This window comes from Desulfobacula toluolica Tol2 (genome assembly GCF_000307105.1).
In the GTDB taxonomy this organism is placed as follows: domain Bacteria; phylum Desulfobacterota; class Desulfobacteria; order Desulfobacterales; family Desulfobacteraceae; genus Desulfobacula; species Desulfobacula toluolica.
In genome coordinates this window covers 1,984,373-2,008,392 of the sequence record NC_018645.1, presented here as the reverse complement: position 1 = coordinate 2,008,392, position 24,020 = coordinate 1,984,373, and the positions used below count along the sequence as shown (strand labels likewise).

Sequence of the window (24,020 nt, the reverse complement as noted above, 5' to 3'; positions counted from 1 at the left end):
TCTGATGATTATCAGTATTGCAAGCGGCAAGGGAGGAACCGGTAAAACAACCGTATCAACCAATCTTGCGCTTTCTATTGAACATAAAGTACAACTTCTTGACTGCGATGTTGAAGAACCCAATGCACATCTTTTTCTCAATCCTGTCATGAAAAAAAAAGAACCGGTAATTGCTCCCATACCTGAAATTGATCTTGAAAAATGCACCTTTTGTAAAAAATGCATGGACATGTGCAGATATGGTGCCATTGCTGTTTTAAAAAAAGATGTCCTCACCTTTGACAACCTGTGCCATTCATGCGGCGGATGTTTTGAGATCTGCCCTGAAAATGCAATTGTTGAAAAAGACCGGATTCTGGGTGAAATTGAGCATGGATCAGCAAGAGGCATTTCTTTTATCCACGGCCGCATGGATGTCGGACAGGTCATGGCTCCGCCCATTATCAAAAAAGTAAGATCCTATACTGACCCAGACTTTGTTACCCTTATTGATGCGCCTCCCGGAACCTCATGCCCGGTAATTGCAGCAATGAACAAAGCTGATTTTGTCCTTCTGGTAACCGAACCGACACCCTTTGGTCTTCATGACTTAAAGCTTGCCGTTGAAACGGTTAAAATTCTTGGTATCCCCCACGGACTTGTCATCAACCGGGCAGGTTTGGGAAATGATGATGTAAAAATATATGCAGAAAAGGAGAACCTGCCCATACTCATGGAAATTCCTTTTGATAAAAAAATTGCACAGATCTATTCCAAAGGTCAAATGGTTGTTGACGAACTGCCGGAGTATAAAGAAAAATTTCAGGCCTTGTTCGAGAAGATAGTGCAATTGGTTGAAAAAGGAGGACAAAGCAAATGAAAGAGCTGGTTATTTTAAGCGGAAAAGGCGGTACGGGAAAAACAAGCATCACATCAGCTTTTGCCTCTTTGGCACAAAACATGGTTCTGTGCGATGCTGATGTTGATGCAGCAGACCTTCACCTGATATTAAGTCCTGATTTTAAAAAAACTGAAGATTTCAAAGGCGGCCATGAAGCAGTGATCGATCAGGACAAATGCACACAGTGCGGCAGGTGTCTTGAGGTGTGCAGGTTTGATGCGGTCAAGGATACCTTTGAAATTGATTCAATTGAATGCGAAGGCTGCGGAGTTTGCGTTGACCTTTGCCCTGAACAGGCCATTGATTTTCCAGAAGTCATTTGCGGACAATGGCATATTTCAGACACACGTTTTGGTCCCATGGTTCATGCAAGACTTGGCATTGCCCAGGAAAATTCAGGAAAGCTGGTTGCCCTTGTCCGGCAGGAAGCAAAAAAAATCGCAGAAAAAAACAAGCTTGATCTGATTTTAACGGACGGGCCTCCGGGCATCGGGTGTCCTGTCATTGCCTCCATCAGCCAGGCAACCGCCATACTGATCATTGCCGAGCCAACGGTTTCAGGTTTCCATGACATGGAAAGGGTCGGGCAACTGTCCAAACATTTTAACATACCTGCCATGGTCTGCATCAATAAATATGATCTGAATCCGGATCAAACTAAAAGAATTGAAGATCTTGCCAAAGAGACTAACATTGCTGTTGTGGGCAAAATATCATTTGACAAAACATTTACCCAAGCCATGATCCAGGCAAAAACCATTTTTGAATACGACAAAAACTCACAAGCCAGTCTTGAAGTACGGCAGATATGGGACACCATTGTGTCTTTGCCGCAATTCAACACACCTGTGAACAATATACTGCAACATTTATAAAAATAAATACTTAAAAGGAGCAATTAAATTATGAAAAACGGAAGAATAGCAATCCCTTCAAATGGCCAGGGCGGACTTGACGGAACAAGAGCAGGCCATTTCGGACATTGTGATGTATTTACCTTTGTAGACGTGGAAGATGGTGAAATCAAAAAAGTATCAGTCCTCCCGAATCAGGAACATGCCCAGGGCGGTTGCATGGTGCCGGTCAACCTCTTGTCTGAAAACAGGGTAAATGCACTGATTGTCGGCGGCATTGGAATGCGCCCCCTGATGGGTTTCAGACAGGTAGGAATTGATGTATTCCATGACGACCAACGTCCTGATATCAAACCCGTTGTAATGGACCTGATTGCAGGCAAGCTGTCTGAAATCAACAATGATCAGGTTTGTGGCGGTGGTGGCGGACAGGTGTAGCAGACAGCGCAATCAATTTATAAAGGAGAATAGTATAATGAAAATAGCTGTCACGTCACAGGGAGACACGCTGGATGCCCAACTTGATCCAAGATTCGGAAGAGCAGCGTACATTATCGTAGTAGATACGGAAACACTTGAATTTGAAGCATTTGATAACAATGAAAACAAAAATTCATTCAAAGGAGCAGGTATTCAAGCGGCAGCAATGGTAAGTGAAAAGGAAGCAGAGGTATTGCTGACAGGATTCTGTGGCCCCAATGCCTTTAAAACCCTTGAAACAGCCGGTGTAAAAGTAGTAAATGATCAGAGCGGCCGGATCATTGATGTGGTACAGAACTTTAAGCAAGGCAATATTGTTTTTGCCGAAGATGCCAACAAAGACGGTCACTGGTAAACAATTATTCGGTTAGAAAAGAAAAGCACCTACCCAAAGCATAGAACCGCCCATTCAAAGACCAGGGTGCTTTTCTTTTCTTTATTTCCCGTGCTTATTCATTAAAAAAGGAGAGACAAATGCCCCTTTATGATTTTAAATGTGAGGATTGCGGAAAAAACAATGAAATCCTCATCATCAAAACACAAGATATGCCCGCATGCAAATCATGCGGCAGCACAAACATGATAAAACAGCTATCTGCCCATTCGTCAAGCTCAGGCCCTGTTAAAAACAGCATGCCCGGCCCTGGAGATACGGCATGCTGTGGATCTGCACCCGGTCAGGCGCAAGGATGCGCTGGACCTGGAAGCTGTTGTGGAAAGAGTTTTTAATCATGAGTAGCTTAGATGATTTTTTAGACAATCTTCAAAATGAAATATTTGAGGAAGCAAAGCAATCCCTTGGTGAAAAAGGATTCCAGCGGTGGCGCAACCCTAAATTTCACGGAAGAATGGAGAATCCAGATGGTCAGGCAAGGGTAATAGGCGAATGCGGCGATACCATGGAAATCTATTTAAAGTTTGAAAACAACAGGGTTTGCAATGCGTCCTATTTTACGGACGGGTGTGCTTCAAGCGGAGTCAGCGGTTCCTTTGCAGCAGAACTGACGTTGGGAAAAGACCCGGATGAGATAACGGATATAACCGCAGACATGGTTTTAGAGACAATAGGCAGGCTGCCTGAAAAAGATTTGCATTGTGCAGGACTTGCGGCAAGAACCGTCCAGGAAGCATTAAGCAATTATATGTCAAGCCTTCAAAAAAAACATTTAACATAAAACCAGGGAGACCACATGGCGTTATATAGATATGGTGACAGAATCCCCCAAATTGGAAAGAACTCATATGTAAGCGATTCCGCAAGGGTCATTGGTGATGTCACCATTGGTGACAATTGTTATATCGGTCATGGGGCTGTTGTCCGGGGAGATTATGGTAAAATTATCATTGGATCAGGAAGTGCCATAGAAGAAAACTGCACTCTCCACATCAGGCCCAACGGTGTTCTTGAGCTGGAAGAAAGTGTTACAGTTGGGCACGGGGCCATTATTCACGGTAAACTCATAAAATCCCATGCCGTAATAGGAATCGGCTCCATTATCGGATTTGATGTGGTCATCGGATCATGGGCCATTGTTGCTGAAGGGTCTCTCATACCCAAAGGAAACATCATTCCCGACGAAAAAATCACCGGTGGCGTCCCTTTTAAAATCATTGGAGATGTCAAACAAAAACATAAGGATTTCTGGACATATGGAAAACAGCTCTACGTTGACCTTGCCAAAGAATACCCTGAAAAATTTGAAAAACTTTAAATACCCTTAAATACTTAAAGATCACAATGGAAATACCTTTAAATTTAACTCATCACTGCATAGAAACAGCATCCAAAAGAGAGTATGAGCGTATGGTCAGGCAATGCTTTAAAATATCTGATACTGACAATGAAAGAATGCCCCTTGAAAAGAAAATCAGTGCTTTAATATATTTCCTTGAAAAAGCTGATTTTTCAGACCTCAGAAACCAGTGTAACAAGATCTATTCAGATAAAAAAGATGAAAAAACAGCTGATCTGATCATACCTAAAAATTTTAAAGACATGTATGTGGGCATCGACAAAAAAACCCTTTACCCGATTTGGAAAAACAAATAGAACGTTAAATCATGATTTAGTTTTGGGATCAAAAAAAAAGACCTGGAGCTTTTGCTCTACGACAATCTGATCAAAGCACAATAATGGGTGGGGAATGGCTGCGTTAGATCACTGGTTCAATGATATCAACAATTGCTTCAAGGCTGTTTGCCTTTGACTGATATCATGATTTCTGACAGCCATTGACAGGGCTTTTCGCGTACCCACAAAAACGGCAAGTTTTTTTGCCCTGGTTATCCCTGTATAAATCAAATTTCGAAAAAGCATTTTAAAATGCTGTGTCACAATCGGGATAATAACAATTTCAAATTCACTGCCCTGGGATTTATGTATGGTTATGGCATAGGCCAGATCAAGCTCCATAATATCATTTTGCCTGTAATGAACCTGCCGGTTATCAGGATAAAAAGAAACCGTGCATGTTAAATCAACATTGTCAATCTCTGTGATAACGCCAATATCACCATTAAAAACCCCCAGATCATAATTGTTGCGCCGGTGAATAACCCGGTCTCCTGCTCTAAAAATTCTTTCTCCAACCTTTAACTGCCGTTTGCCTTCAGCATATGGATTTGAAGTTTCCTGAATCAGTTTGTTTAAACTGACTGTCCCAAGGCTTCCTCTTGTCATGGGAGAAAGGATCTGAATTTCACAATTGCCATAATATTTGGGAATCCATTCCTGATAAAGCTTTTTAACAACATCAACCGCACAAATGCCGTAATGCAGAGATGACCAGGGATGAACTTTTTTTACAACCATAAGCAGTTCTTCACTCCTGGTTTGGGCTGCATACACTTTTTGCAGATCCACATGCTCAAATTTTTTGGGGATGGTTATTTCCGTTTCATAGGGAATCACAGGTTCTTGGACACGAAACTCAAACAAGTCGGCATCAGCGGATTCCCCGGACAAATTGGATTGATTGGACAGATCGGACAGGTTGTTTTCCAATTCAGGAGGTGTTAACCCATAAAAATGTTTCACCCGTGCAATAAAATTGATCTGCTCTTTGGTTGCCTCCTCCGAATCAAGAAACAGGCAATCGCTTGTATCCTGCCAGATTTCAGGACTTTTAAAGGGTGATTTAATCCAGGGTATCTTACCTTTATTGATCTGGTGGGCATATTTGATGATCAAAGACGATTGAGCCTGCCGAAATATTTTTGTCAGTTTAAAACACGGCACCTTGCCTGATGAAATGATGTCCTTTAAAACATTTCCCGCACCCACTGAGGGCAACTGGTCGGAATCTCCAATGAACAAAATCTGAGCGGTTTCAGGAACAGCCTTGAGCAATGATGCCGTCAAATTGATATCCAGCATTGAACATTCATCAACAATAAGAAAATCTGTTTTAAGCGGTGTTTTTTCATCTTTTTTAAATTTTCCGCCCTGCCATCCCAGCAGCCTGTGGATTGTTTTGGACTCTTTTCCAATAACATCCATCATTCTTTGGGCCGCTCTGCCGGTCGGTGCTGCCAGAATAACATTTAACCCCATGGCTTCGATTAATTTAACAATGACAAGGGTGGCAGTGGTCTTACCACACCCTGGCCCGCCTGTAAGAATTGAAAATTTTTCACGCACAACACCGCAAACCGACTCTGCCTGCTCATGGCTCAAACAGATATCTTTTGCTTCACAGTACACAGATATCCAACGCTCAACCCTTGCCTTTTCAACCTGTGGTGGATTTCCAATATCAACAATTCTTTTTGCAACATAGAGTTCATCAAAATACAAAGATTTCGAATAATAGCATCGTTCACTGGTGCCGTTTTCCAAAACAAGATCCCTGACCATGAGAAGCGTTTCTTTTTCCATATCTTGCAACAGCTCCATCAGTTTATGGGACAGATCCAATTGCAGTAACGCTGTAACCTGCTCATCAATCTGGGAAGCCGTCAAATAACAATGCCCGAAATTCCTGCTTGCAGCCAGGGCATGCTTGATGCCGGCCATGATGCGTTGCCGGCTGTCAGGTTCAAGCCCTATACTCAACGCCACCTTGTCTGCAGAAAAAAAACCTATTCCGTAAAAATCATTTGCCAGCCGGTAAGGATCTTGAGTAACAATCTTTATTGCGTCATCCCCGTACTTTTTATAGATCCTGACCGCGAACAAAGTGCTGATGCCATGGGACTGTAGAAACATCATCACTTCCCTAATGGATTTGTGTTCTGTCCAGGCCTGACTGATCATATCCAGTTTTTTTTGGGCAATGCCTGGAACCTCAGTGAGTCTTTCTATATTTTCTTCAAAGATATCAAGAGTTTGTCTGTCAAAATACATGACAATTTTTTTAGCGGTTTTGGGTCCGACACCTTTTATCAACCCTGAACCCAGATATTTTTCCAATGCAGCAGCTGTGGCAGGTTTTTTTTCCCTGGCAACTGTTGCCTGAAACTGGCGGCCATATTTGGGGTGAATCGTCCAGAACCCTTCAAATTCCATTGTAGCACCGGCAAATACTTTTGTTTGATGCACAATAACGGTTTCCTGTCCATGGGGATTATTAAACGGCAATACCCGGAGAATGGACCATCCATTATCAGGATTGTGAAAGGTAACCCTATCAACAATCCCTTTGATGATCTCAGTGATAACACCTGTCTGGTTGACCGCCTGGTTGACTGCCTGCTGTCTCATTTTATCCTAATCCTTGACAAGATCCATACAATGACATTAGATACACTAAACTAAAAGGTTTTTTCAATATATTAATAACTGCTATGGGCAGACCCGGCCTTTTTATACAATAATCTGGTCAACTTGGTCTACCCACAACAAAACAGGAAAGTCGCTGTTTGAATTTTTGAAAACTTTCATATAAAAAAATAAGGATGGAAATTGAAAAATTGGCAGGTCTATTTATTAAAATGTTCTGACAACTCTTTGTACTGCGGCGTGACAAAAGATCTTGATAACAGATTATCAAACCATAATAATGGCACTGCATCAAAATATACAAGGTCCAGGCTTCCGGTAAACATTGTTGCAGTAAAAAATGATCTTACAAAAAAGGAAGCTTTTAAACTTGAATATCAAATCAAAAAACTGCCGGCAGAAAAAAAAATTTCTGCTTTGAAACGTGGAAACCCTGAAAAATGAAAGCTGTTAAAATCCCATATGATCAGTTGAACCCTGACACGCTTCATGGCGTTATTGAAGAGTTTGTCACCCGTGACGGCACGGATTATGGAGAAATTGAGGTTCCCCTGGAAACCAGAATTTCCCAGGTGCTTGCCCAACTCAAAACCCAAAAAGCTGTTATTGTTTTTGACCATGATTCTGAAACCTGCACGATTTTGAGAAGCGATGACCCTGTTTTAAAAAAACTTAAAGATTAATTTTTTTTCTAAAAAACAACACAACCCATGAAAATAACATACAATTATTAATTCTTTCCGATTTTAATTCTTTCCAAGGGAAAAAAAAATGAAACAACCTGAAATTGATTATTGGATTACCTGCATGCTGGAGACCTTCAGCAATGTATCCGATCTGAATATTACAGTGGGAAAAGGTCTTCAGGTGGAATCTTCAGGAGAGCTGACAACGGTTCCCGTTGTCCCTGAAGTAACAGAACTCACCCCGTTCCAGGCGGAAGTGTTTGCCTTAAACCTAATTGGAGGCGATCCTCGGCTTCTTGAAGATCTGGTTACCACGGGCTCCTGTGACCTGTCCTACTGGCTGGGTAATAAAGCCAGGTTCAGGGTCAATATTTTCAAACAAAAAAATCATCTGACCACGATCTTAAGAAAACTTGAAACCACCATCCCCAGCATTGAAAAATTAGGACTTCCCCCTATTTTTCATAAAATGGGCGAAGAAAAGAACGGCCTTATACTGGTTACCGGTGCCACAGGTTCAGGAAAATCCACCACACTGGCGGCACTGCTCAACCAGATCAACGAAGAAAAATCCATTCATGTGGTAACCCTTGAAGACCCGGTGGAATTTGTACATCCCCATAAAAAAGCAACCTTTAACCAGAGGGAGTTGGGAAACGATTATGATTCTTTTCCCACTGGACTTAGGGCGGCTCTTCGTCAGGCTCCCAAGGTCATCCTGGTCGGGGAGATGCGGGACAGGGAGACCATGGAAATAGGCCTTTCCGCTGCCGAGACAGGTCACCTGGTGGTTTCCACCCTGCATACGGTTGATGCAGGACAGACCATTAATCGTATCCTTGGCATGTTTGACCAGGAAGAGCAACCCCAGATTCGCCACAGGCTTGCGGACACCATTCGATATATCGTCTGCCAGCGCCTTCTGCCCAAAATCGGCGGAGGACGGGTTGCAGCCCTGGAAATTCTCGGAATGAACCTGAGAATCAATGATATCATCCTGAACGGTGAATCCGAAGGCAAGACCATTAATGATGTCATCACCAATTCCCGGGCATTTGGCATGCAGGCATTTGACCAGCATATCCTGGAGCTGTTCCAGGAGGGCCTGATCTCAGAAGAGACAGCCTTTGCCTATTGTTCCCAAAGAAATGTGCTGTCCCAGGAAATGGACATCTTAAAAAGGAAAAAAGGGGAAAAAACCTCTGCCATTGAAGGACTGTCCATTGACTGGCGGGATGATGAAAGCACTGAAGAAAATAAAACAGACAACGCCGATGACCAGGCTTAACCCCGCATGCTTGATTGAGTGGAATGAGTGAAAGGAAAAAAAATGATTTCAGAATGCCCCAATTGCAACCAGCCTCTTCGTTTTTCAGATGCCCACAAACAGAAACTGGCTACAGCCATTGAGAAACTGGCACCCGGACGAACCCTGAAATTTGGATGCCCCAAATGTAAAAAATCTATAGAACTTGGCCCGGACGGATCTGCCGTGGAAAGGAAAAAAACACCTGCCACGGCACAGACCGGCACACAACACCCACCCCGGACTCCTGTTGCCCCACCAGAACCACAGGATATCGGATGGCTTTCCAGCGGAGAATTAAATGAGGATCAGATTGTTAATAATATCCCCACGGCCATGGTTCTTATGCCGGACGACAAAACAAAACAGACCGTAACCAAAAGTCTTGAAGAACAAAAATATCAGCTTTATTTTCCCAAAACAGTGGATGAGGCCGTTAACAGCATGAGATTCCGGGATTTTGCCGTGGTTGTTTACCACAGCGAATATGAGGCATCACCCTTAAAGACACAGGATTTTCATCAATTCATGATGCAGCTGAGCATGTCAAAGCGCAGGTCCATTTATTACATCCTTATAGGACCGGAATTTCAGACGCTCTTTGATCTGGAGGCACTGACCAACAGTGCCAATCTTGTGGTAAATACAAGTGAGGCAGAATATCTTTCCACTATATTGAAAAAGGGCAGCGCAGATTATGAGGCACTCTTCAAACCCTATAACACTCTTTTAAAAAAGCATGGAAAAAATTAAAAAAATCAAGCATGTCTCATCAAAAAATGCCGTATATCAAATGAACCATGACTTTATCCAGGCAAGCAATCCTTTGTTATCTGTTTTCGGCTGTGTTCTTACAGAAGAATTCTTATGGTTATCAACTGGTATTTTTGAATCCGGCAAAACATCTCTTTTTGGGGGGATAACGCCTGTAATACTCTCTGATTTCTTTTCCAGGGATACCAATATTTCCTGGACAATATTGTCCCGGATTCCTTTTTTTGAAAACAGCAATCCTGATTGTCCTGCAATCCAAGTTGATTCAAATCCCATTGTACACCCATCACCATTTGTTCCAATACCGGACATTGCGGCTATAGAACAGGCAGACTGGAGCAATGCTGCAATATCCCTGTACTTTTCCGGTGCAGAACCAGGATCTTGATAAAATTCAACACCAGCACAAATGCGGGAAGGAATATTCCAGATGGTCATCAGTTTAGATGCAATAAGGGTATCTGTGGTACCAAATTCATCCAGTTCAATAGTGTGAAGCGGCTGCTCTAATTCAGCCGCTTTTTGTATGCATTTTGAAAATTCAACCGGATAATGGATGGCAAGAATTAATTTTCCAATACCATGAAGCAATCCGGCAATATAAAGTTCGCCCGGCAAGGCATTCATATTCAAATTAGGATGACCAAGGCGCCTGGCGGCAGTGGCACAGGCCCAGGAAAACGCCCAATAGTCTTTGGTTGAAAATCCCTCTATTTCAGGAATTTTTGGAAGTATGCGCTGGAAAAAGTAAAGATTAACGGAATTAATCGCTTCTTGAAGCCCGACACGGGTAATGGCGGCCCGCAAACTGAAAATTTCATCAATCCCCTTGAAATAAATGGAATTTGCCAATTGAAGAATCATGGAAAAGAGTCCCGGATCAGAGTTAATGAGTTTGGCAAAAGAATCAATATCTATTTTGTCCATTGGTTGCTGGATTAGAGCCATAAGCTTCGGACCATTTGCCGGCATGGGAGGAAGTTTAAAATTTGAATTTAAAATATTCAATGTTATTGCATTTGCAATGGTTTCTTCTCCCTGCAGTTCATTTTGAGCTTTCATGTTTTTTTCCTTTTTATTCAAAAACCGCTCTACCCGACACTATTTTTTAAATAATACCAATCAGATTACGAACCCAACCTTATAACAAACCGCTAAATAATAAAAAAGTCAACAAATTTCAGGAAATAATTCTGTAAACATTCAACCCTTTTTCCTTAACTTTTAATTTTATATCCCCAAATTTCAAAAGTTATTTTCTTTTAATAAAAACTATGGTCTGATCATTCCGAAAACAGGATTATTTCATCTTTAAAAAAAATAACTTGCAAACCGTTTGGTTATCTGTATCATTAATAAACAGGTGCAATGATTTATCTCACAATTCCAAGATTGTACCAAACTCATTTTTAAGATCATTTTAACTTTTGAAAGGAGATTGTCATGGAAAAAAGTGTTTACAAATTAATTGAAGTCGTAGGATTTTCTGAAACTTCCTGGGAAGATGCCGCAAAGGTTGCTGTTGCAGCGGTTGACAAATCTGTTCGTGACATACGCGTAGCAGAGGTGGTTAAGATGGATATGCGTTTGGAGGATAACAGAATTGTTGGTTACCGTACCAAATTAAAAGTTTCATTTAAACTTGAATAATCAATACAGTAAAATCAAATGCCAAGATGGAAAATCTCATCTTAAGATTAATTTTACTTAATTTCAATGGGTTGAAATCCGTTAACACAGGGAAACAAGAAACGGGCGCAGAAAAATATTTATTTTGATAGATTTTAAGAGACCGATTCTGTCCCGGATTCGGTCTCTTTTTTTAAAATTCCTTTTACTTATTTTATTGTCATGACGATTGATCCATCCCAATTTGCCATTATGTACCGAAACTCAAAACTGGAAAAAGCCCAAAATCGCTATTAAAAAGGTTAAAAAAACAATCCTATGGAACCCAAATCCAAAATGTTTGAAAAACATTATAACGACTATCTTCAACGTATTGCATGCCTTGACTTTAATTCCATTTCAAGAAAACTGGGCGGGAAGATTCATGAAAACCAATGGGGCAAATCCGTAAAATTGACTTTTTTTGACAAAGTCTATGACATCTCATCAAAGGGAATCAAAGACACATCAGGGAAAAGACCCATCTATGATATCTGTATTATTTTGTTTCGTTATTTACTGATGTGCCCGGTAACACTGCCCCATGACCCGCAATGGGTCAGTTTCAAAGATCTCAAGGATGCCGGCCCCCTGACCGTCTATTTCCGGGACAATGGAGAAAAGGCCATTGCTGAACGATTTGCCGGGAATACCGAAAAACTAAAACAATGCATGGCCGCATTGAACGGATACCCCACGGGTCTGGACGTCAATTATGACCTGGCCATACAGATTGATGCCCTGCCAAAAGTTCCGATGCTCTTACTGTTCAATGATGCAGATGAAGGATTTCCGGCAGACTGTTCCATTCTTTTTGAACGAACCGTGGAATCCTACCTTGACGCAGAGTGCATTGCTATGCTGGGCTACCAGTTGTATGTTCACTTAAAACCACTGATTCTCAAATTTCTATCGCCTTTTTAATGAAAGTTCTGGGTAACCCCAATAGTGACTTTCATTATTTATTGAGGGCAAAACCTGGCGAAATACCAAGTCTGCCCATAGCAACTATTAAAAAGGAAATACTTTTCCAAGCCACAAGACATAAATTTTTGGGTTGAATACGAAGAAAATCAACTCTTTTTTTAAAACAACACTGTCAAAGGGGGAATCATGATTGTAAAAGTTATAATCAAAAGGGACGTAACCGATGGAAAGGAAAAAGATTTTTTTGCACATCTTAAAAATCTGCGTTTCAATGCAATGGATCAAAAAGGATATATTTCAGGAGAAACACTTATTTGTGCGGAAAAAACAAACAAAGTGATGGTGATCAGCAAATGGGAAAAACTTGAAGACTGGAACAATTGGAGAAACAGCAAAAAAAGAATGGAATTGGATGGCAGGCTCAGTAAACTTCAGGACAACCCGACAATTTACGAACCATATGTTTTCAGCAAATATAAGATGGCTGCCGAACAGGGTTTCCCACTCCCACTCCAGGATCAACAATTGTAAAATTTTATACCTGCCGTCTAAAAACATCCAAACAAATTTAATAAAAAGTTTGTTTAAGGTATTGCAATGATTCCAGTGGTAAAACAATGAATCGACCAAAACAAATCATCACATCCATCCTACTTTTTCTTACACTTATCATCCTAGGGATAGTTGGATATATGGTTATCGAACACTGGCGGTTCATGGATTCTTTATATATGACAATCATCACCCTTGCTACTGTGGGATACGGCGAGGTGAGACAAGTCAGTGAAAAGGGACGCATTTTTACAATTCTGCTTATTCTTCTCGGCGGCGGGTTTTTCCTGTATTTGATCAGTGATATTATTAAATTCCTGGTGGAAGGGCGAATCAGACTTGTACTTGGGAGGTATAAATTGGACAATCAGATCAAAAAACTTAAAGGGCACTACATTGTCTGCGGCTATGGAAGAATCGGCAAGCTGCTGACTCGATATCTTATTCAAAAATACATTGATGTGGTGGTGATAGAACGCGATCATGATCTTGTGGAAACCATGAATGAAGACGGCATCCTGTATCTTATGGGCGAGGCTGCCAATGAGAACCTTTTGATAAGAGCCGGGATTGAAAGAGCTGTGGGAATAATAGGCGTGGTTGCAACAGATGCGGAAAATGTTTTTCTGGTATTGCTTGCCAAGCAGTTAAATCCCAAACTTTTTGTGGTGGCACGGGCAACTCAAGATTTATCCAAAAAAACATTGCTGGCAGCAGGTGCGGACAAGGTCATATCGCCTTATGATATTGGCGCAAGGCGCATGGCCCATGCCATTCTTCGCCCCACGGTAATTAAGTTTCTTGAAATGGCTTTTGCCGATGACACAACCGATATTCAGATTGAAGAACTCTTAGTAAAACCAGGATCAAAACTGATAGGCGTAAAACTTATTGATTCCGGAATACGAAAGGACATGGATCTGATTATAATCGCCATACAAAACAAAGAAAACCGCATGATTTTTAACCCCAAAGCAGACACAAAACTTGAACAAGGAGATATAGTTGTGGTTATGGGGTGCGCAAAAAGCATCAAACAACTTGAGCTTGCCCTGCACGGTTAATTATTTTATTATCGGTTTTTGTATTGTTGACATTCTATCTCAAACCATAACAGCTCTTTTTTTTAGGGAAACCACTTTATAATGACTAAACTTATTCAAACTGATAAAGAAGCATTCATTGCACTTGCAACTGCAAAAATGCCATTTGGCAAATATAAGGGGTTGCGCTTAGTAGATCTTCCGGAACGGTATTTGGTCTGGTTTTCACAAAAAGGTTTCCCAGAAGGAAAACTTGGAGAGATGCTGCGGGCTGTTTATGAAATCAAGCTTAATGGACTTGAATATCTTTTTAGATAAGGACTGCAGATGAAGATCAAATACAACGCACCTGTAATTTTGACCTATGCGATATTCTCGATATGTGTTTTGACGTTTTTGAGCAATGAAATTTTAGCACAATATCTTTCTTCCCCTGCCAATTTATCATTCTCAAACCTGTATTTTTATCTCAGATCAGTGTCTTATATTGCCGGTCATGTCGGTTGGAATCATCTCATTGGAAATCTGATGATAATTCTTCTTGTCGGCCCTTTGCTTGAAGAAAAATACGGTTCCGGTAAGCTGTTAGAGATGATCTTGATCACAGCAATATCCACAGCATTATTAAACGCTTTTTTATTCTCAAATTCTCTTATAGGTGGCAGCGGCATAGCATTCATGCTGATTTTGCTCAGTTCTTTTTCAAACATCAAATCCAAAGAGATACCCTTGACATTTATAGTGATTGCAGTGCTTTTTGTTGGGTCTGAAGTGGTTTCGACTTTAAAAATAGACAGGATCTCACAATTCAGCCACCTCGCCGGAGGATTTATTGGGGCGGGTTATGGATTTGTTCGAAGCTGTAGAAAATGAATAAGAGCTATGATGTGAAACCTGTTTTGATCATGTTAAAGGTGACACCAGAAAACTCAGCACCCATCTCAAAGAAAAAGTGGGCAATTTCCATATCAAAGCCGGGAGGTTCGAAACCCTACTGAAGAACCCGATATTCACTTAAGCAAATTAAGCTTAAGTGAATTGTGCCATAAAAGATCAAGGGATTATCCATGATGCGTCAATGTGATCTTTCTCCCAGTGAAATCTCGCCCGGAGGTGACCCGTCAATTTTAGCATCAGCCAGTCCATTTGATCGAATCGGCAGACAATGACGGCAAAATTTTTACGGGCTTCAGGACAGTCAAACAGCTTAGACGTCTTATCACGAAGAAAATTCGGCAGGCCTGAAGTAGGTTTCTCCGTGACCGAACCTGGCGGGATTTCAGCACAATAATTAATTCGACTTGTCAGGCGCACCTTTTCCCATTGAGATTCAGCAATTTTATCATCAGTATGGATCACAGCTTTTCCTGAAAGGCGAAGTTGCAGCCATTCTTCAGGATGATAAAATAACCAGCTCACATTGGGATTATCTTGGATCTGTGAAACCTTGGGAGTTCGAGCATCACAGTGACATATCAAAGTCCTGTCCTCTTCTGAAAAACCCCTCAAAATGACAGTTCGCACATCGGGTTTGTTACCATTCATGGTGGAAAGGACTGGTCGATAAAACGGATGCTTGAAGTTTTCAACGCCTTTATGCAAAAGTCTCCAGCTTGTATTGAGGACATCGTCCAGTTTTGAAATGGCTTGTCTTTTTCCAAATACCATGTAATTTTCCTGTGCATTTTTTTTTATGTTTGCTGATCTCTTTCAATCACCCTTATTTTTTTAAAACTTGTCATTAAACCCATTGCTGCTAATTTAGCATAACCATGCTCATTGAGAATAGTATGTAATAACTCATCAAATTTTTCTTCAATAGCCGGGGTGAGCAGTTTGTTTATTTCAATTCCATTTTCTTCTGCAGCCCTAATTAAAGTTTCTTTTGTTTTTTTGATGGCCACATCATCTGCCATATTCTTTGCAACACTCAATAACTTTTTCAACATGATTTAAAATCTCCAATTATTTCCTTTCACGCAAAGAATATGGCATAACCGAAGTCCTATCACAAGACAATAAACTAATAGCCGAAAGTTCAGGTTTGCGGTCGTGGGGTGGAGTTCCATGTGTAATCCAGGTATTCAATACCGATTTTATTCATTTAACCCTCCATCCTTAACTTGCCGGTATTTTTTGATTCTCTCGACTGACTCAGGGCCGAATTTTAAAAGCAGGTTTATTATTTGTTCCACCTTATGTTTATCAAGGCTGAACAAAATTTTGTTTTCATTCTCCTTTATAAAAACACCGGCGCTCCCGTCCGGTCTCTGTTGTGGTTTGATTTTTTTTTAAAAACCTGGCAACATAACAAATTAAAAGGCACGCTCGGGCCTCGACGCTGAAGCCCCCGCATTTCATCTGCCATTCCTGCCTATTTTGAAATCAAAGCCGATCACCGATGATGCCGGTAATGTGTACGCCCTGACAATTGTTGAAAACCAGTCCAACTATACCTTGATCAGCACCCTTTTTTATCCTGGATATTATTTGAATTCATGAGTATCTTGAGCATCCAGATTGATGCAAGTTATGATTTTTTGAAGAATAAGTTGTTTGAATGAATCTAAAATCATATACTATGACATAATTCAAAAGGATTAATCAACAACTCAGGAGAGTTCATGAATATCCTAAATTTTCTATTTTTTTTCACTGCAACTATGTTGAGTTTTTGCAGATATCCGGCAAACTCATCTGAAAAGCTGAAACCTGTTACGATACAGTTAAAATGGTATCATCAATTTCAATTTTCCGGATAGTATACCGCTGTTGAAAGAGACGTTTATGCTAAAGAAGGGCTTGATGTCACCTTGCGGGAACGCGATCTATCAGTTGACCATATTCAGGAGGTCGTCAAGGGTAAAGTGAAGTATGGTGTGGTCGATGTCAGAGTAATCGAACCCGCATCGCTTAAAAACGAAATCCAGGCAGAGGTCGTCTCAATTGCGGGGCAGTATAATCAAACTGGAGGGTGGCCGAATGGAGACTAAAAACAATATCCCAGGGAATCATGAAAATGCCACGTTCTCACTTAATATCGCCATTGTGGGCGGCGGCCGGACCTGCCGATTTTTCCTTGGACTCATCCATAATGATCCTTTTCCCTTTTTCGATATCAAAATACTGGGGGTGTGCGATAAGAATGCTCGTGCAGAGGGTATCCTGCTTGCCGAAAAAATGGGAATTTATACGACCGATGATCTCCATGATTTGCTGAATATCGAACACCTTGACAGTGTCCTGGAGCTTACGGGTAGCCGGAACGTACTGCTTGAGATCATCCGTTTGAAACCCAAGGGCGTCGGTGTCCTTGAGTACAATATCAGCAGAATACTGCGCAACTTATTGGATACGAACCAGCGGCTGAAATCAACTGAAAAGAAGCTTATTGCCGAAAAAACCTTTTCCAACTTACTGATCCAGCAGAGTACGGCTGCAATTGTCATCATAAACACGGATTTTACCATTGTCGATGTCAACGATGCCTATCTTAATACGGTAAAAAAAACAAAGGACCAAGTTATCGGCGCCCATTGCCATGAAATTTCCCACGGAATAAAGGCCCCTTGTTCAAGTGCTTTTCCCGGGGTGAAATGCCCCATGCTTGAAACGTTAAGAACCGGCAAAAATGCCCATGTGATCCATGATCATCCAGGACCGGACGGTCATAAGATGTACTGCAACCTTACCACCTATCCAATTAAGAATGACGACGGTGATGTCATACAGGTTATCGAGTTCTGGCGGGATATTACGGCTGAGTTCTCAGACCGGTGGAACAAGCGGGTTAAAGAATTCAAATCCGATATCCAGAAAATGATCCAGGAAGACCGGATGATTTCTTTAGGCAAATTAGCGGCAAGCTGTGCCCATGAAATCAACAACCCCATCCAGGGAATTTTAACATTCTGTGATTATATGCTGGATATTTTAAATGCCGGACGCCCAGAGGATGATGACTTAAAAAAATTCAAAGACCATCTGTCGCTCATGTCAACGGAACTGGAGCGTTGCGGGAGTATCGTTTCCGGGATGCTCTTCTTTGCCAGGGAATCCGGCCTGGAACATAAGCATATCGATTTAAACGAAGTTTTAAATGCAGTTCTCTCCCTTACCCGGCATAAGCTGGAACTCGGGAATATCAAACTGGCAACAGATCTGTACCCTGCTCCGCTAATTCTTGAAGGGGATATCAACCAGCTTCAGCAGTGTTTCCTGAACCTGATTTTTAATGCCAATGAATCAATGCTGGACGGTGGGGATCTGGTTGTTACATCCTGGATGGATAAGGAATCGGAAAACGCCTGTGTTGAAATCCGGGACACCGGGTACGGCATTCCGGAAAAGTTAAGGGATAACCTGTTCGATCCTTTTTTTACCACAAAGGATGTCGGCCAGGGTACGGGGCTGGGACTGTCCATTGTGCACGGCGTGGTCAAGAACCATAAGGGGACTATAAAAATCAAAAGCAGGGAGGGAGAAGGCTCTGCATTTACACTGACTTTCCCTGTAATATCTTCGGTTGACCATGATCCTGACGGAGGATAAGCATGGATAATAAAATTAGAATCATGATTGTGGATGACGAGCTGATTGTTCGGGAATCTCTTTTGACATGGTTTGAAAAATACGGCCATGAAATGGATACTGCCGCTTCCGGTTTAGAAGCTCTGGAGAAACTTGAACAAAAGCCTTTTCAGGTAATGTTTGTGGATATTAAAATGCCGGGTATGGATGGCCTTGAACTGCTTGAGAAAGTAAAAGAGGAATACCCGGAGATCATGGTGGTGATCATTACCGCCTACGGTTCCATTGAAAGCGCGGTAAAAGCGATGCGCACCGGCGCCAGCGACTATTTGCTTAAACCTTTCAAGCCACGCCAGCTGTCACTGGTGATGGAACGGATCTTCCGACAGCAGAAAATCACATCGGATTATTATTATTTAAAAGGACATCTGGAACAGATCACCCGGTTTGATAACATCATCGGCCAGTCAGCACCCATGAAAAAACTGTATTCATTAATCCCGGAAGTGGCGCAGAGTGATTCGTCCGTTTTGATCACCGGGGAAACCGGTACGGGAAAAGAACTGGTGGCAAAAGCCATCCATGCCAAAAGCCCAAGGGCAGAGCTTCCCTTTATTGCCATCAACTGCGGCGCACTGCCGGACACGCTCATGGAAAGTGAATTGTTCGGGCATAAAAAAGGGGCGTTTACCGGGGCGACACATGCCAGAAAAGGCTTTCTGGAAATAGTTTCCGGCGGCACCCTGTTTTTGGATGAAATCGGTGATATCAGTGCAAAAATGCAGATAGATCTACTCCGGGTACTGGAGGACAAAAAAATATTCAGCGTTGGCAGCAAGACACCTGTTGCGGTTGATTTCCGCCTTATTTCAGCTACCCGGCAAAACCTTGAGAACCGCATCATGGACGGGGTGTTCAGGGAAGATTTCTATTACCGCATTAACGTGATAAAAATCCATTTGCCAACCTTGCGGGAGCGGAAAGATGATATTGAACTTCTAACGGTGCATTTCATGGAAAAATACAGCCATGAAACAACGAAACATGTGAACAGGATCAAACCGGATGCCATCACGCTGTTGAAATCTTACGACTGGCCGGGAAATGTCAGGGAACTGGAAAATGCCATTGAACGCGCCGTTGTGTTGAGTAAATCCCGGACTCTCGGTGCCGGGGATTTTTCATTTCTGCAGCCGGCACGGGCAGCCATAACTATTGAACAGACATTAAAGGCTGTACAAAAAGAACATATACTTCGGATACTGGATGAACAGGACTGGCAGATTACCCGGTCGGCAGAGATCCTTGGCATAAACCGCGTGACGCTCCATAAAATCATTAAACGGGACAATTTAAAAAAACGTACATGAAAAAACAGATCGGGGTGGTGCCGCTGGGAGAGGTCCCGGCGTTCGTGTTAAAGGTTATCGCAGCCAATGTTACGGCCTATTACAAGTGGCCGGCCATTGTCCTGCCCCGGCAGCCCGTTCCCAGGTCCGCTTTTGATGACAGGCGGCTCAAGTATGATGCCGGTATAATAATCAACAAGCTCGATGCATTGGATTTTAGCGATTATTCTAAAATTGTCGGAGTGATTTCCCATGATATTTTTATTCCCATTTTCAATTATGTTTACGGTCAGGCCGTCCAGGGAGGCAATCTCGCCATAGTTTCGCTGTTCAGGCTGAATAAGAACGCCGACGGATCATTACCGCCGCCTTCCCTTTGTTATGAGAGGGCAGCTAAAGTAGCACTCCATGAACTTGGACACCTGTTCAATCTTTTCCACTGTAATGAAAACAAATGTGTCATGCACTTTACCGGGGCCATTGACGATTTGGACAATATTCCCTTTTATCTTTGCCGGGACTGCGAAAGACGCATGACACCCTGACCGTATCGCCCTTGTTATTTTTTGGTTCTCAAAAACTCCCTCACAAGGATTTCCCATTCGATCTCAGGAAAACTGCCGTATATATCATCTACCGGTTCACCGCCCGTGGCAGCCAGGTCCATGTATTCAGGCTCGATCAGGTGTAAAAGCCTCTGGCTTTCGCGGTCTGTCCATTCAAGGCTTTCTTTTCCGTAAAAAAGTCCCTTATGATTTCGTTTGGGCATGTTTGGCTCAAGGATACAAAGCCAGCCTTCATGGTAAGGGTCTTCATGGACGATTTCCGGGTGTTCCTTTGCTTTGATGTTAACTGCCAGCACATTCCCTGTGACAGGTGAAAGGGCTGTAGCCGTCTTATCTGAGCGGGAAAATGTCAACCCGGCATGATCTTTTTTTAAATTAGTGCCGATGGGGGGAATCAAAATTTTTGAAGGGGGGCCAAAAAGCTTGACCATGAAATCATCAAACCCGACCGTCACCCGGCCGCCGTGCTCGAACCGCGCCCAGGTATGTCCCATGTGATAGTAATAGCCGTCGGCCAGGCGATACCCGGATGCCAGTGTCAAAGACGGTTTTGCGGGGAGCCCGGTCAACTCTTCCTCATCCAGCATCTGGTCATAGGCGCAGTGATAACATTCATAGTTCATAAGACAGGTTTTCAGTGCATGGACGCGACCGGTCAGCGAGTGACGGCAGGGACGGGTGGTTGATTTGTAAATATTTTCTAAATTTTGAGCCCACCTTGAAAAGTCTCTTTGGGAATTCATATGGCGTTTTGCATTCATTTTTTTCTGCATGGCTTTATCAAACGGACAGGTGCGGCAGTCATACGCATTATCGCACAATTTGAAACTGACAATACCCGATTTCATCCAGATACAATCGTTTTCAACAACTTGAAACCCTTTGACGATGTTTTTTTGTTTTTTGGGTATCATTTTTACTCCTCCTTTATATTTAATGGTTAAATGCTTTTATTCATTGATATTGCAAACCCGGTACCACAAGAAAAAAAGATGGAACACCTAAAAGTTATCCTATTAGAATCAAAGGATTATATTGCATTCAGACATAAAAAGATTTCAAACGGCCATGCATGATTGATATATCAATGTATTTTTTTGCTACATGTCTGTCCGCTGTTTTTGAAGATATAAGTTCAAATGGGCTATAGATAGGCGGTCTTGGCCGATGTTGCCAAAAGTTACAGACGTGTAGTGACTTTTCACACAGAATTAGCGCTTATTTTTCTATCAGGTTTTAAAAAGGTGACTGTCTTTTCAAACTCTGCCGACAGGGATTTCAATTTCACAGATTGTGATCCTCCCCCCCAATGAAAATTGCTGTTTGAGATCAAAGGAGGTTGACCCGGTTATGCTAATGTATTAAACTTAATGGACGATTGGCTCATTTGATGTAGCGTAGGAAGCAGTCTTAACTCATTGACTTATCTGACTTATCCTCTTCAATTCCGGTTTAATTATCGCGATAAATGATTTCTGGTAATGTAAAAAAAATATGATAATTACTTGAAAAGGAGTTATAAAATGGCAATAATTACTATTTCACGGCAACCCTATAGTTTCGGTGATGAGATTGCTCAAGAAATTGCAAAAAAACTAAATTACAAACTTATTGATAAGTTCATAATTAACAATAAAGTTAAAGACTTTCATTGCAATTTTTCCGATGAACTGCACGATTTGGCGAATGAAAAAGAACCTGGTTTTTTTAAACATTTTTTTAAAAACCCAGAGGTTTACAACTGTCTCGTACAGGCTATCCTTTTTGAAGAAGCAAGTCATGACAAGATTGTTATCAAGGGACGTGGTGGTCAGTATATCCTGAATCAGCCCTATGTGTTAAAAATTCGAATTATGGCCCCTTTTAATGTGAGATGTTCTTATCTTGAAAAAAAAGAACGTGTAAATCATAGCCTTGCTGAAAAACTTCTTGCAAAAAAAGATCATGAGCGTGAGTATTTCATACGGTATCTTTTCAAAAAAGATATTTCAAAAACGAATTCATATGACCTTATTTTTACAGGGCAAATCAGCTGTTTTGATCACTATAAACTTGGCGCGGATCTCATTATCTCAACGATTCTTGATTATGCAAAAAAAATTGAAAAAACACAGCCTTTAACAGAAAATAACAAAGATAACCTTAAACGTCTGTCTCTTGAAAAAAGGGTCGAAGCAACGATAAAAAAAGAAATATCCTCCGAGCATGTTGATCTAAATATTGGATGCGAAAAACTGGGTGATATAAAAATTACCGGTTTTGTTGCAGATGAAATAGAACGAAATAAAATATTCAAACTGGCTCAATTATGTCATGGTGTCAATTCCGTTGACAATCAATTGAGTGTAACTTAACCTGGACAAGCCAGAATCAAAGATGTTTTCTGGTTTTCTTGCCAAAACAACACGAAAATCAGAGATAAAAATCTAAATGCAGAACTCCTGACATAAAAGTTGAAAATAAAAACAGAATGCATCTGTATTTTAAGATGGATTTTTTATTATTAAAGGAAAAATAAGGTGTCCTCATTTAAAGACATCTTTTTTTGAGGACACCTACTGAATCTCTTTGTTTTCAGGACAGCTAAAATTCGGGATAATGTTCAGGTACAAAATCATCATTCACATTGATCAATTTATCCATATCCAGTTCGATATCAGAAAAGTCATTATAATTGTTGTCATACCCACAAACAGAACATATGCGTGTGTAGGGAGATAACAACATTCCACAGTCCATGCAAAAGTCATTAGACATTGTTTCCTCCTTAACAATAATTTAAATTTTTGGTTTGGATTGACACAGCCTTATTTATGTCAATTCCTTAAATCTTTCAAAAAATAATTTCATATTTTATCGTGTCAAGAGTGCCATTTTCAGCCCTGATTTTAATAGCCAAGCCTAAATCTGTCAGGCCCGACCTGAAAATGTTCTTGGTGTCCCGGTTTCAAGATGTGTTTTCTTCGTTTAATTTTCTTCTCCTAAAAATTAAAAATTTAATTCTTATCTTCTTCATTTTTCTTCCTTCCGTAAGAGCATCTTCTTCCCGTAAAATTTGCTTTCATAAGCAGCGAATTTTATGTTGGAGGCGATGTGTAGATGATGCGTATTCTGAAGAAAAGATGCCAAAATTGCAGAACATTGTTTGTGCCTGACTCCAGAAATTACAAATCTCAACAATATTGTTTTAAACCTGAATGTCGTAAGGCCAGTAAGAAAGCAAGTCAGGAAAAATGGCTGAGCAAATCCGAAAATCAGGATTATTTTCGATGTCCGGAAAACGTTGAACGGGTCCAAAAATGGAGGGAAAATCATCCGGGGTACTCCAAACGACCAAAGCAACCACATGCGTTACAAGATCTCTTACCGATCCAACCTACTGAAAACAAAAGCAATATCATCGATTTTGAGTTACAAGATCTCTTACAGGGACAACCAACTGTTTTAATAGGATTAATTGCTCATTTTACCGGAACAACGTTACAAGATGACATAGCATCTTTTCTCCTTCGTATGAAAAAATACGGGCAGGACATTTTATGTTCACAACCCCAAATAGAAGGAGATTCAAATGATTGCAAAATCCCCGATTTTAAAGTCCCGGATACGGAAGGTACCCAAAAGTTTCAGCTGGGTCGATCATCGCCTGGTACGTGAAAAATACATTGACCGATGTACGCACGTC

Annotated in this window: 29 protein-coding genes and 1 pseudogene; 24 read left to right on the top strand and 6 right to left on the bottom strand. The window is 41.3% G+C overall.

Features of this window, described 5'->3' with window-relative positions:
• Nucleotides 1–4 precede the first annotated feature (4 nt).
• The 8 genes from TOL2_RS09200 (at nucleotide 5) to TOL2_RS09165 (ending at nucleotide 4,264) form a co-directional block, all read left to right on the top strand.
• Complete coding sequence (locus TOL2_RS09200) at nucleotides 5–859, top strand: ATP-binding protein (RefSeq protein ID WP_014957219.1); 855 nt, start codon at nucleotides 5–7, stop codon at nucleotides 857–859.
• Complete coding sequence (locus TOL2_RS09195) at nucleotides 856–1,755, top strand: 4Fe-4S binding protein (RefSeq protein ID WP_014957218.1); 900 nt, start codon at nucleotides 856–858, stop codon at nucleotides 1,753–1,755. Before TOL2_RS09200 ends, TOL2_RS09195 begins: the two co-directional genes overlap by 4 nt.
• Before the next feature lie 30 nt (nucleotides 1,756–1,785).
• A complete protein-coding gene (locus TOL2_RS09190; protein ID WP_014957217.1) occupies nucleotides 1,786–2,172 on the top strand; it encodes a NifB/NifX family molybdenum-iron cluster-binding protein in 387 nt (128 codons plus the stop codon).
• 37 nt (nucleotides 2,173–2,209) lie between these two features.
• Nucleotides 2,210–2,569: a NifB/NifX family molybdenum-iron cluster-binding protein gene (locus TOL2_RS09185; protein WP_014957216.1), complete on the top strand. Its 360-nt coding sequence runs from the start codon at nucleotides 2,210–2,212 to the stop codon at nucleotides 2,567–2,569.
• Nucleotides 2,570–2,688: 119 nt separating this feature from the next.
• Entirely contained in the window at nucleotides 2,689–2,943 is a 255-nt protein-coding gene (locus TOL2_RS09180; RefSeq protein ID WP_014957215.1) for an FmdB family zinc ribbon protein, read from the top strand.
• A 2-nt stretch (nucleotides 2,944–2,945) separates the two neighbouring features.
• Nucleotides 2,946–3,389 carry an iron-sulfur cluster assembly scaffold protein gene (locus TOL2_RS09175; RefSeq protein WP_014957214.1) on the top strand — a complete coding sequence of 148 codons (444 nt, stop codon included), beginning with the start codon at nucleotides 2,946–2,948 and terminating at the stop codon, nucleotides 3,387–3,389.
• Between the two features lie 15 nt (nucleotides 3,390–3,404).
• Nucleotides 3,405–3,926 (top strand): gamma carbonic anhydrase family protein, encoded by a 522-nt coding sequence (locus TOL2_RS09170; RefSeq protein WP_014957213.1) that lies wholly within the window; start codon nucleotides 3,405–3,407, stop codon nucleotides 3,924–3,926.
• A gap of 26 nt (nucleotides 3,927–3,952) precedes the next feature.
• Nucleotides 3,953–4,264: a hypothetical protein gene (locus TOL2_RS09165; RefSeq protein WP_014957212.1), complete on the top strand. Its 312-nt coding sequence runs from the start codon at nucleotides 3,953–3,955 to the stop codon at nucleotides 4,262–4,264.
• 108 nt (nucleotides 4,265–4,372) lie between these two features.
• Here TOL2_RS09165 and recD2 read toward each other — a convergent pair whose 3' ends face one another.
• The gene (gene recD2 / locus TOL2_RS09160; RefSeq protein WP_014957211.1) at nucleotides 4,373–6,916 is read right to left on the bottom strand and encodes an SF1B family DNA helicase RecD2; all 2,544 of its coding nucleotides are present in this window, start codon (nucleotides 6,914–6,916) and stop codon (nucleotides 4,373–4,375) included.
• A 201-nt stretch (nucleotides 6,917–7,117) separates the two neighbouring features.
• Between recD2 and TOL2_RS09155 the strand changes: the two genes are divergently transcribed.
• The 4 genes from TOL2_RS09155 (at nucleotide 7,118) to TOL2_RS09140 (ending at nucleotide 9,679) form a co-directional block, all read left to right on the top strand.
• Nucleotides 7,118–7,378 (top strand): GIY-YIG nuclease family protein, encoded by a 261-nt coding sequence (locus tag TOL2_RS09155; RefSeq protein ID WP_014957210.1) that lies wholly within the window; start codon nucleotides 7,118–7,120, stop codon nucleotides 7,376–7,378.
• Nucleotides 7,375–7,617: a YheU family protein gene (locus TOL2_RS09150; RefSeq protein WP_014957209.1), complete on the top strand. Its 243-nt coding sequence runs from the start codon at nucleotides 7,375–7,377 to the stop codon at nucleotides 7,615–7,617. The genes TOL2_RS09155 and TOL2_RS09150 overlap by 4 nt, the downstream gene beginning before the upstream one ends.
• 88 nt (nucleotides 7,618–7,705) lie before the next feature.
• A complete protein-coding gene (locus TOL2_RS09145; RefSeq protein WP_014957208.1) occupies nucleotides 7,706–8,908 on the top strand; it encodes a type IV pilus twitching motility protein PilT in 1,203 nt (400 codons plus the stop codon).
• A 42-nt stretch (nucleotides 8,909–8,950) separates the two neighbouring features.
• Nucleotides 8,951–9,679 carry a zinc ribbon domain-containing protein gene (locus TOL2_RS09140; protein WP_014957207.1) on the top strand — a complete coding sequence of 243 codons (729 nt, stop codon included), beginning with the start codon at nucleotides 8,951–8,953 and terminating at the stop codon, nucleotides 9,677–9,679.
• A gap of 36 nt (nucleotides 9,680–9,715) precedes the next feature.
• On the opposite strand, the gene TOL2_RS09135 is transcribed toward TOL2_RS09140, so the two are convergent.
• On the bottom strand, nucleotides 9,716–10,762 hold the full coding sequence (locus tag TOL2_RS09135) for an HDOD domain-containing protein (RefSeq protein WP_014957206.1): 1,047 nt from the start codon (nucleotides 10,760–10,762) through the stop codon (nucleotides 9,716–9,718).
• A 381-nt stretch (nucleotides 10,763–11,143) separates the two neighbouring features.
• Between TOL2_RS09135 and TOL2_RS09130 the strand changes: the two genes are divergently transcribed.
• From TOL2_RS09130 to TOL2_RS25770, 6 genes are all read left to right on the top strand, one after another.
• The gene (locus TOL2_RS09130; protein ID WP_014957205.1) at nucleotides 11,144–11,350 is read left to right on the top strand and encodes a dodecin family protein; all 207 of its coding nucleotides are present in this window, start codon (nucleotides 11,144–11,146) and stop codon (nucleotides 11,348–11,350) included.
• Nucleotides 11,351–11,647: 297 nt separating this feature from the next.
• A complete protein-coding gene (locus tag TOL2_RS09125; protein WP_014957204.1) occupies nucleotides 11,648–12,292 on the top strand; it encodes a DUF3786 domain-containing protein in 645 nt (214 codons plus the stop codon).
• Nucleotides 12,293–12,481: 189 nt separating this feature from the next.
• The gene (locus TOL2_RS09120; protein ID WP_014957203.1) at nucleotides 12,482–12,826 is read left to right on the top strand and encodes an antibiotic biosynthesis monooxygenase family protein; all 345 of its coding nucleotides are present in this window, start codon (nucleotides 12,482–12,484) and stop codon (nucleotides 12,824–12,826) included.
• An 86-nt stretch (nucleotides 12,827–12,912) separates the two neighbouring features.
• Nucleotides 12,913–13,911: a potassium channel family protein gene (locus tag TOL2_RS09115; RefSeq protein ID WP_014957202.1), complete on the top strand. Its 999-nt coding sequence runs from the start codon at nucleotides 12,913–12,915 to the stop codon at nucleotides 13,909–13,911.
• An 81-nt stretch (nucleotides 13,912–13,992) separates the two neighbouring features.
• The gene (locus TOL2_RS09110) at nucleotides 13,993–14,208 is read left to right on the top strand and encodes a DUF3820 family protein (protein WP_014957201.1); all 216 of its coding nucleotides are present in this window, start codon (nucleotides 13,993–13,995) and stop codon (nucleotides 14,206–14,208) included.
• 9 nt (nucleotides 14,209–14,217) lie between these two features.
• Nucleotides 14,218–14,763, top strand: a complete 546-nt coding sequence (locus TOL2_RS25770; RefSeq protein WP_041279385.1) for a rhomboid family intramembrane serine protease — start codon at nucleotides 14,218–14,220, stop codon at nucleotides 14,761–14,763.
• 180 nt (nucleotides 14,764–14,943) lie between these two features.
• Here TOL2_RS25770 and TOL2_RS09100 read toward each other — a convergent pair whose 3' ends face one another.
• The gene (locus TOL2_RS09100; RefSeq protein ID WP_014957199.1) at nucleotides 14,944–15,558 is read right to left on the bottom strand and encodes a pyridoxamine 5'-phosphate oxidase family protein; all 615 of its coding nucleotides are present in this window, start codon (nucleotides 15,556–15,558) and stop codon (nucleotides 14,944–14,946) included.
• A gap of 23 nt (nucleotides 15,559–15,581) precedes the next feature.
• On the bottom strand, nucleotides 15,582–15,839 hold the full coding sequence (locus TOL2_RS09095) for a hypothetical protein (protein ID WP_014957198.1): 258 nt from the start codon (nucleotides 15,837–15,839) through the stop codon (nucleotides 15,582–15,584).
• Between the two features lie 825 nt (nucleotides 15,840–16,664).
• On the opposite strand from TOL2_RS09095, the pseudogene TOL2_RS25975 reads away from it, so the two are divergent.
• The 4 genes and pseudogenes from TOL2_RS25975 to TOL2_RS09075 form a co-directional block, all read left to right on the top strand.
• Nucleotides 16,665–16,883: pseudogene (locus tag TOL2_RS25975) on the top strand (hypothetical protein); the annotation flags it as partial.
• A complete protein-coding gene (locus tag TOL2_RS09085; RefSeq protein ID WP_014957197.1) occupies nucleotides 16,873–18,441 on the top strand; it encodes a PAS domain-containing sensor histidine kinase in 1,569 nt (522 codons plus the stop codon). The pseudogene TOL2_RS25975 and the gene TOL2_RS09085, both read left to right, overlap by 11 nt.
• 2 nt (nucleotides 18,442–18,443) lie before the next feature.
• A complete protein-coding gene (locus tag TOL2_RS09080; RefSeq protein WP_014957196.1) occupies nucleotides 18,444–19,790 on the top strand; it encodes a sigma-54-dependent transcriptional regulator in 1,347 nt (448 codons plus the stop codon).
• A complete protein-coding gene (locus TOL2_RS09075; protein ID WP_014957195.1) occupies nucleotides 19,787–20,314 on the top strand; it encodes an archaemetzincin family Zn-dependent metalloprotease in 528 nt (175 codons plus the stop codon). Before TOL2_RS09080 ends, TOL2_RS09075 begins: the two co-directional genes overlap by 4 nt.
• 14 nt (nucleotides 20,315–20,328) lie before the next feature.
• Here the strand turns inward: TOL2_RS09075 and TOL2_RS09070 are convergent, their stop codons facing one another.
• Nucleotides 20,329–21,249 (bottom strand): glycine cleavage system protein H, encoded by a 921-nt coding sequence (locus tag TOL2_RS09070; RefSeq protein WP_014957194.1) that lies wholly within the window; start codon nucleotides 21,247–21,249, stop codon nucleotides 20,329–20,331.
• A gap of 609 nt (nucleotides 21,250–21,858) precedes the next feature.
• Between TOL2_RS09070 and TOL2_RS09065 the strand changes: the two genes are divergently transcribed.
• Entirely contained in the window at nucleotides 21,859–22,689 is an 831-nt protein-coding gene (locus tag TOL2_RS09065; RefSeq protein ID WP_014957193.1) for a cytidylate kinase family protein, read from the top strand.
• Between the two features lie 229 nt (nucleotides 22,690–22,918).
• On the opposite strand, the gene TOL2_RS24825 is transcribed toward TOL2_RS09065, so the two are convergent.
• Complete coding sequence (locus TOL2_RS24825) at nucleotides 22,919–23,092, bottom strand: hypothetical protein (RefSeq protein WP_158406088.1); 174 nt, start codon at nucleotides 23,090–23,092, stop codon at nucleotides 22,919–22,921.
• 342 nt (nucleotides 23,093–23,434) lie between these two features.
• On the opposite strand from TOL2_RS24825, the gene TOL2_RS09060 reads away from it, so the two are divergent.
• Nucleotides 23,435–23,992 (top strand): hypothetical protein, encoded by a 558-nt coding sequence (locus TOL2_RS09060; protein ID WP_014955879.1) that lies wholly within the window; start codon nucleotides 23,435–23,437, stop codon nucleotides 23,990–23,992.
• The last annotated feature ends 28 nt before the right edge of the window (nucleotides 23,993–24,020 follow it).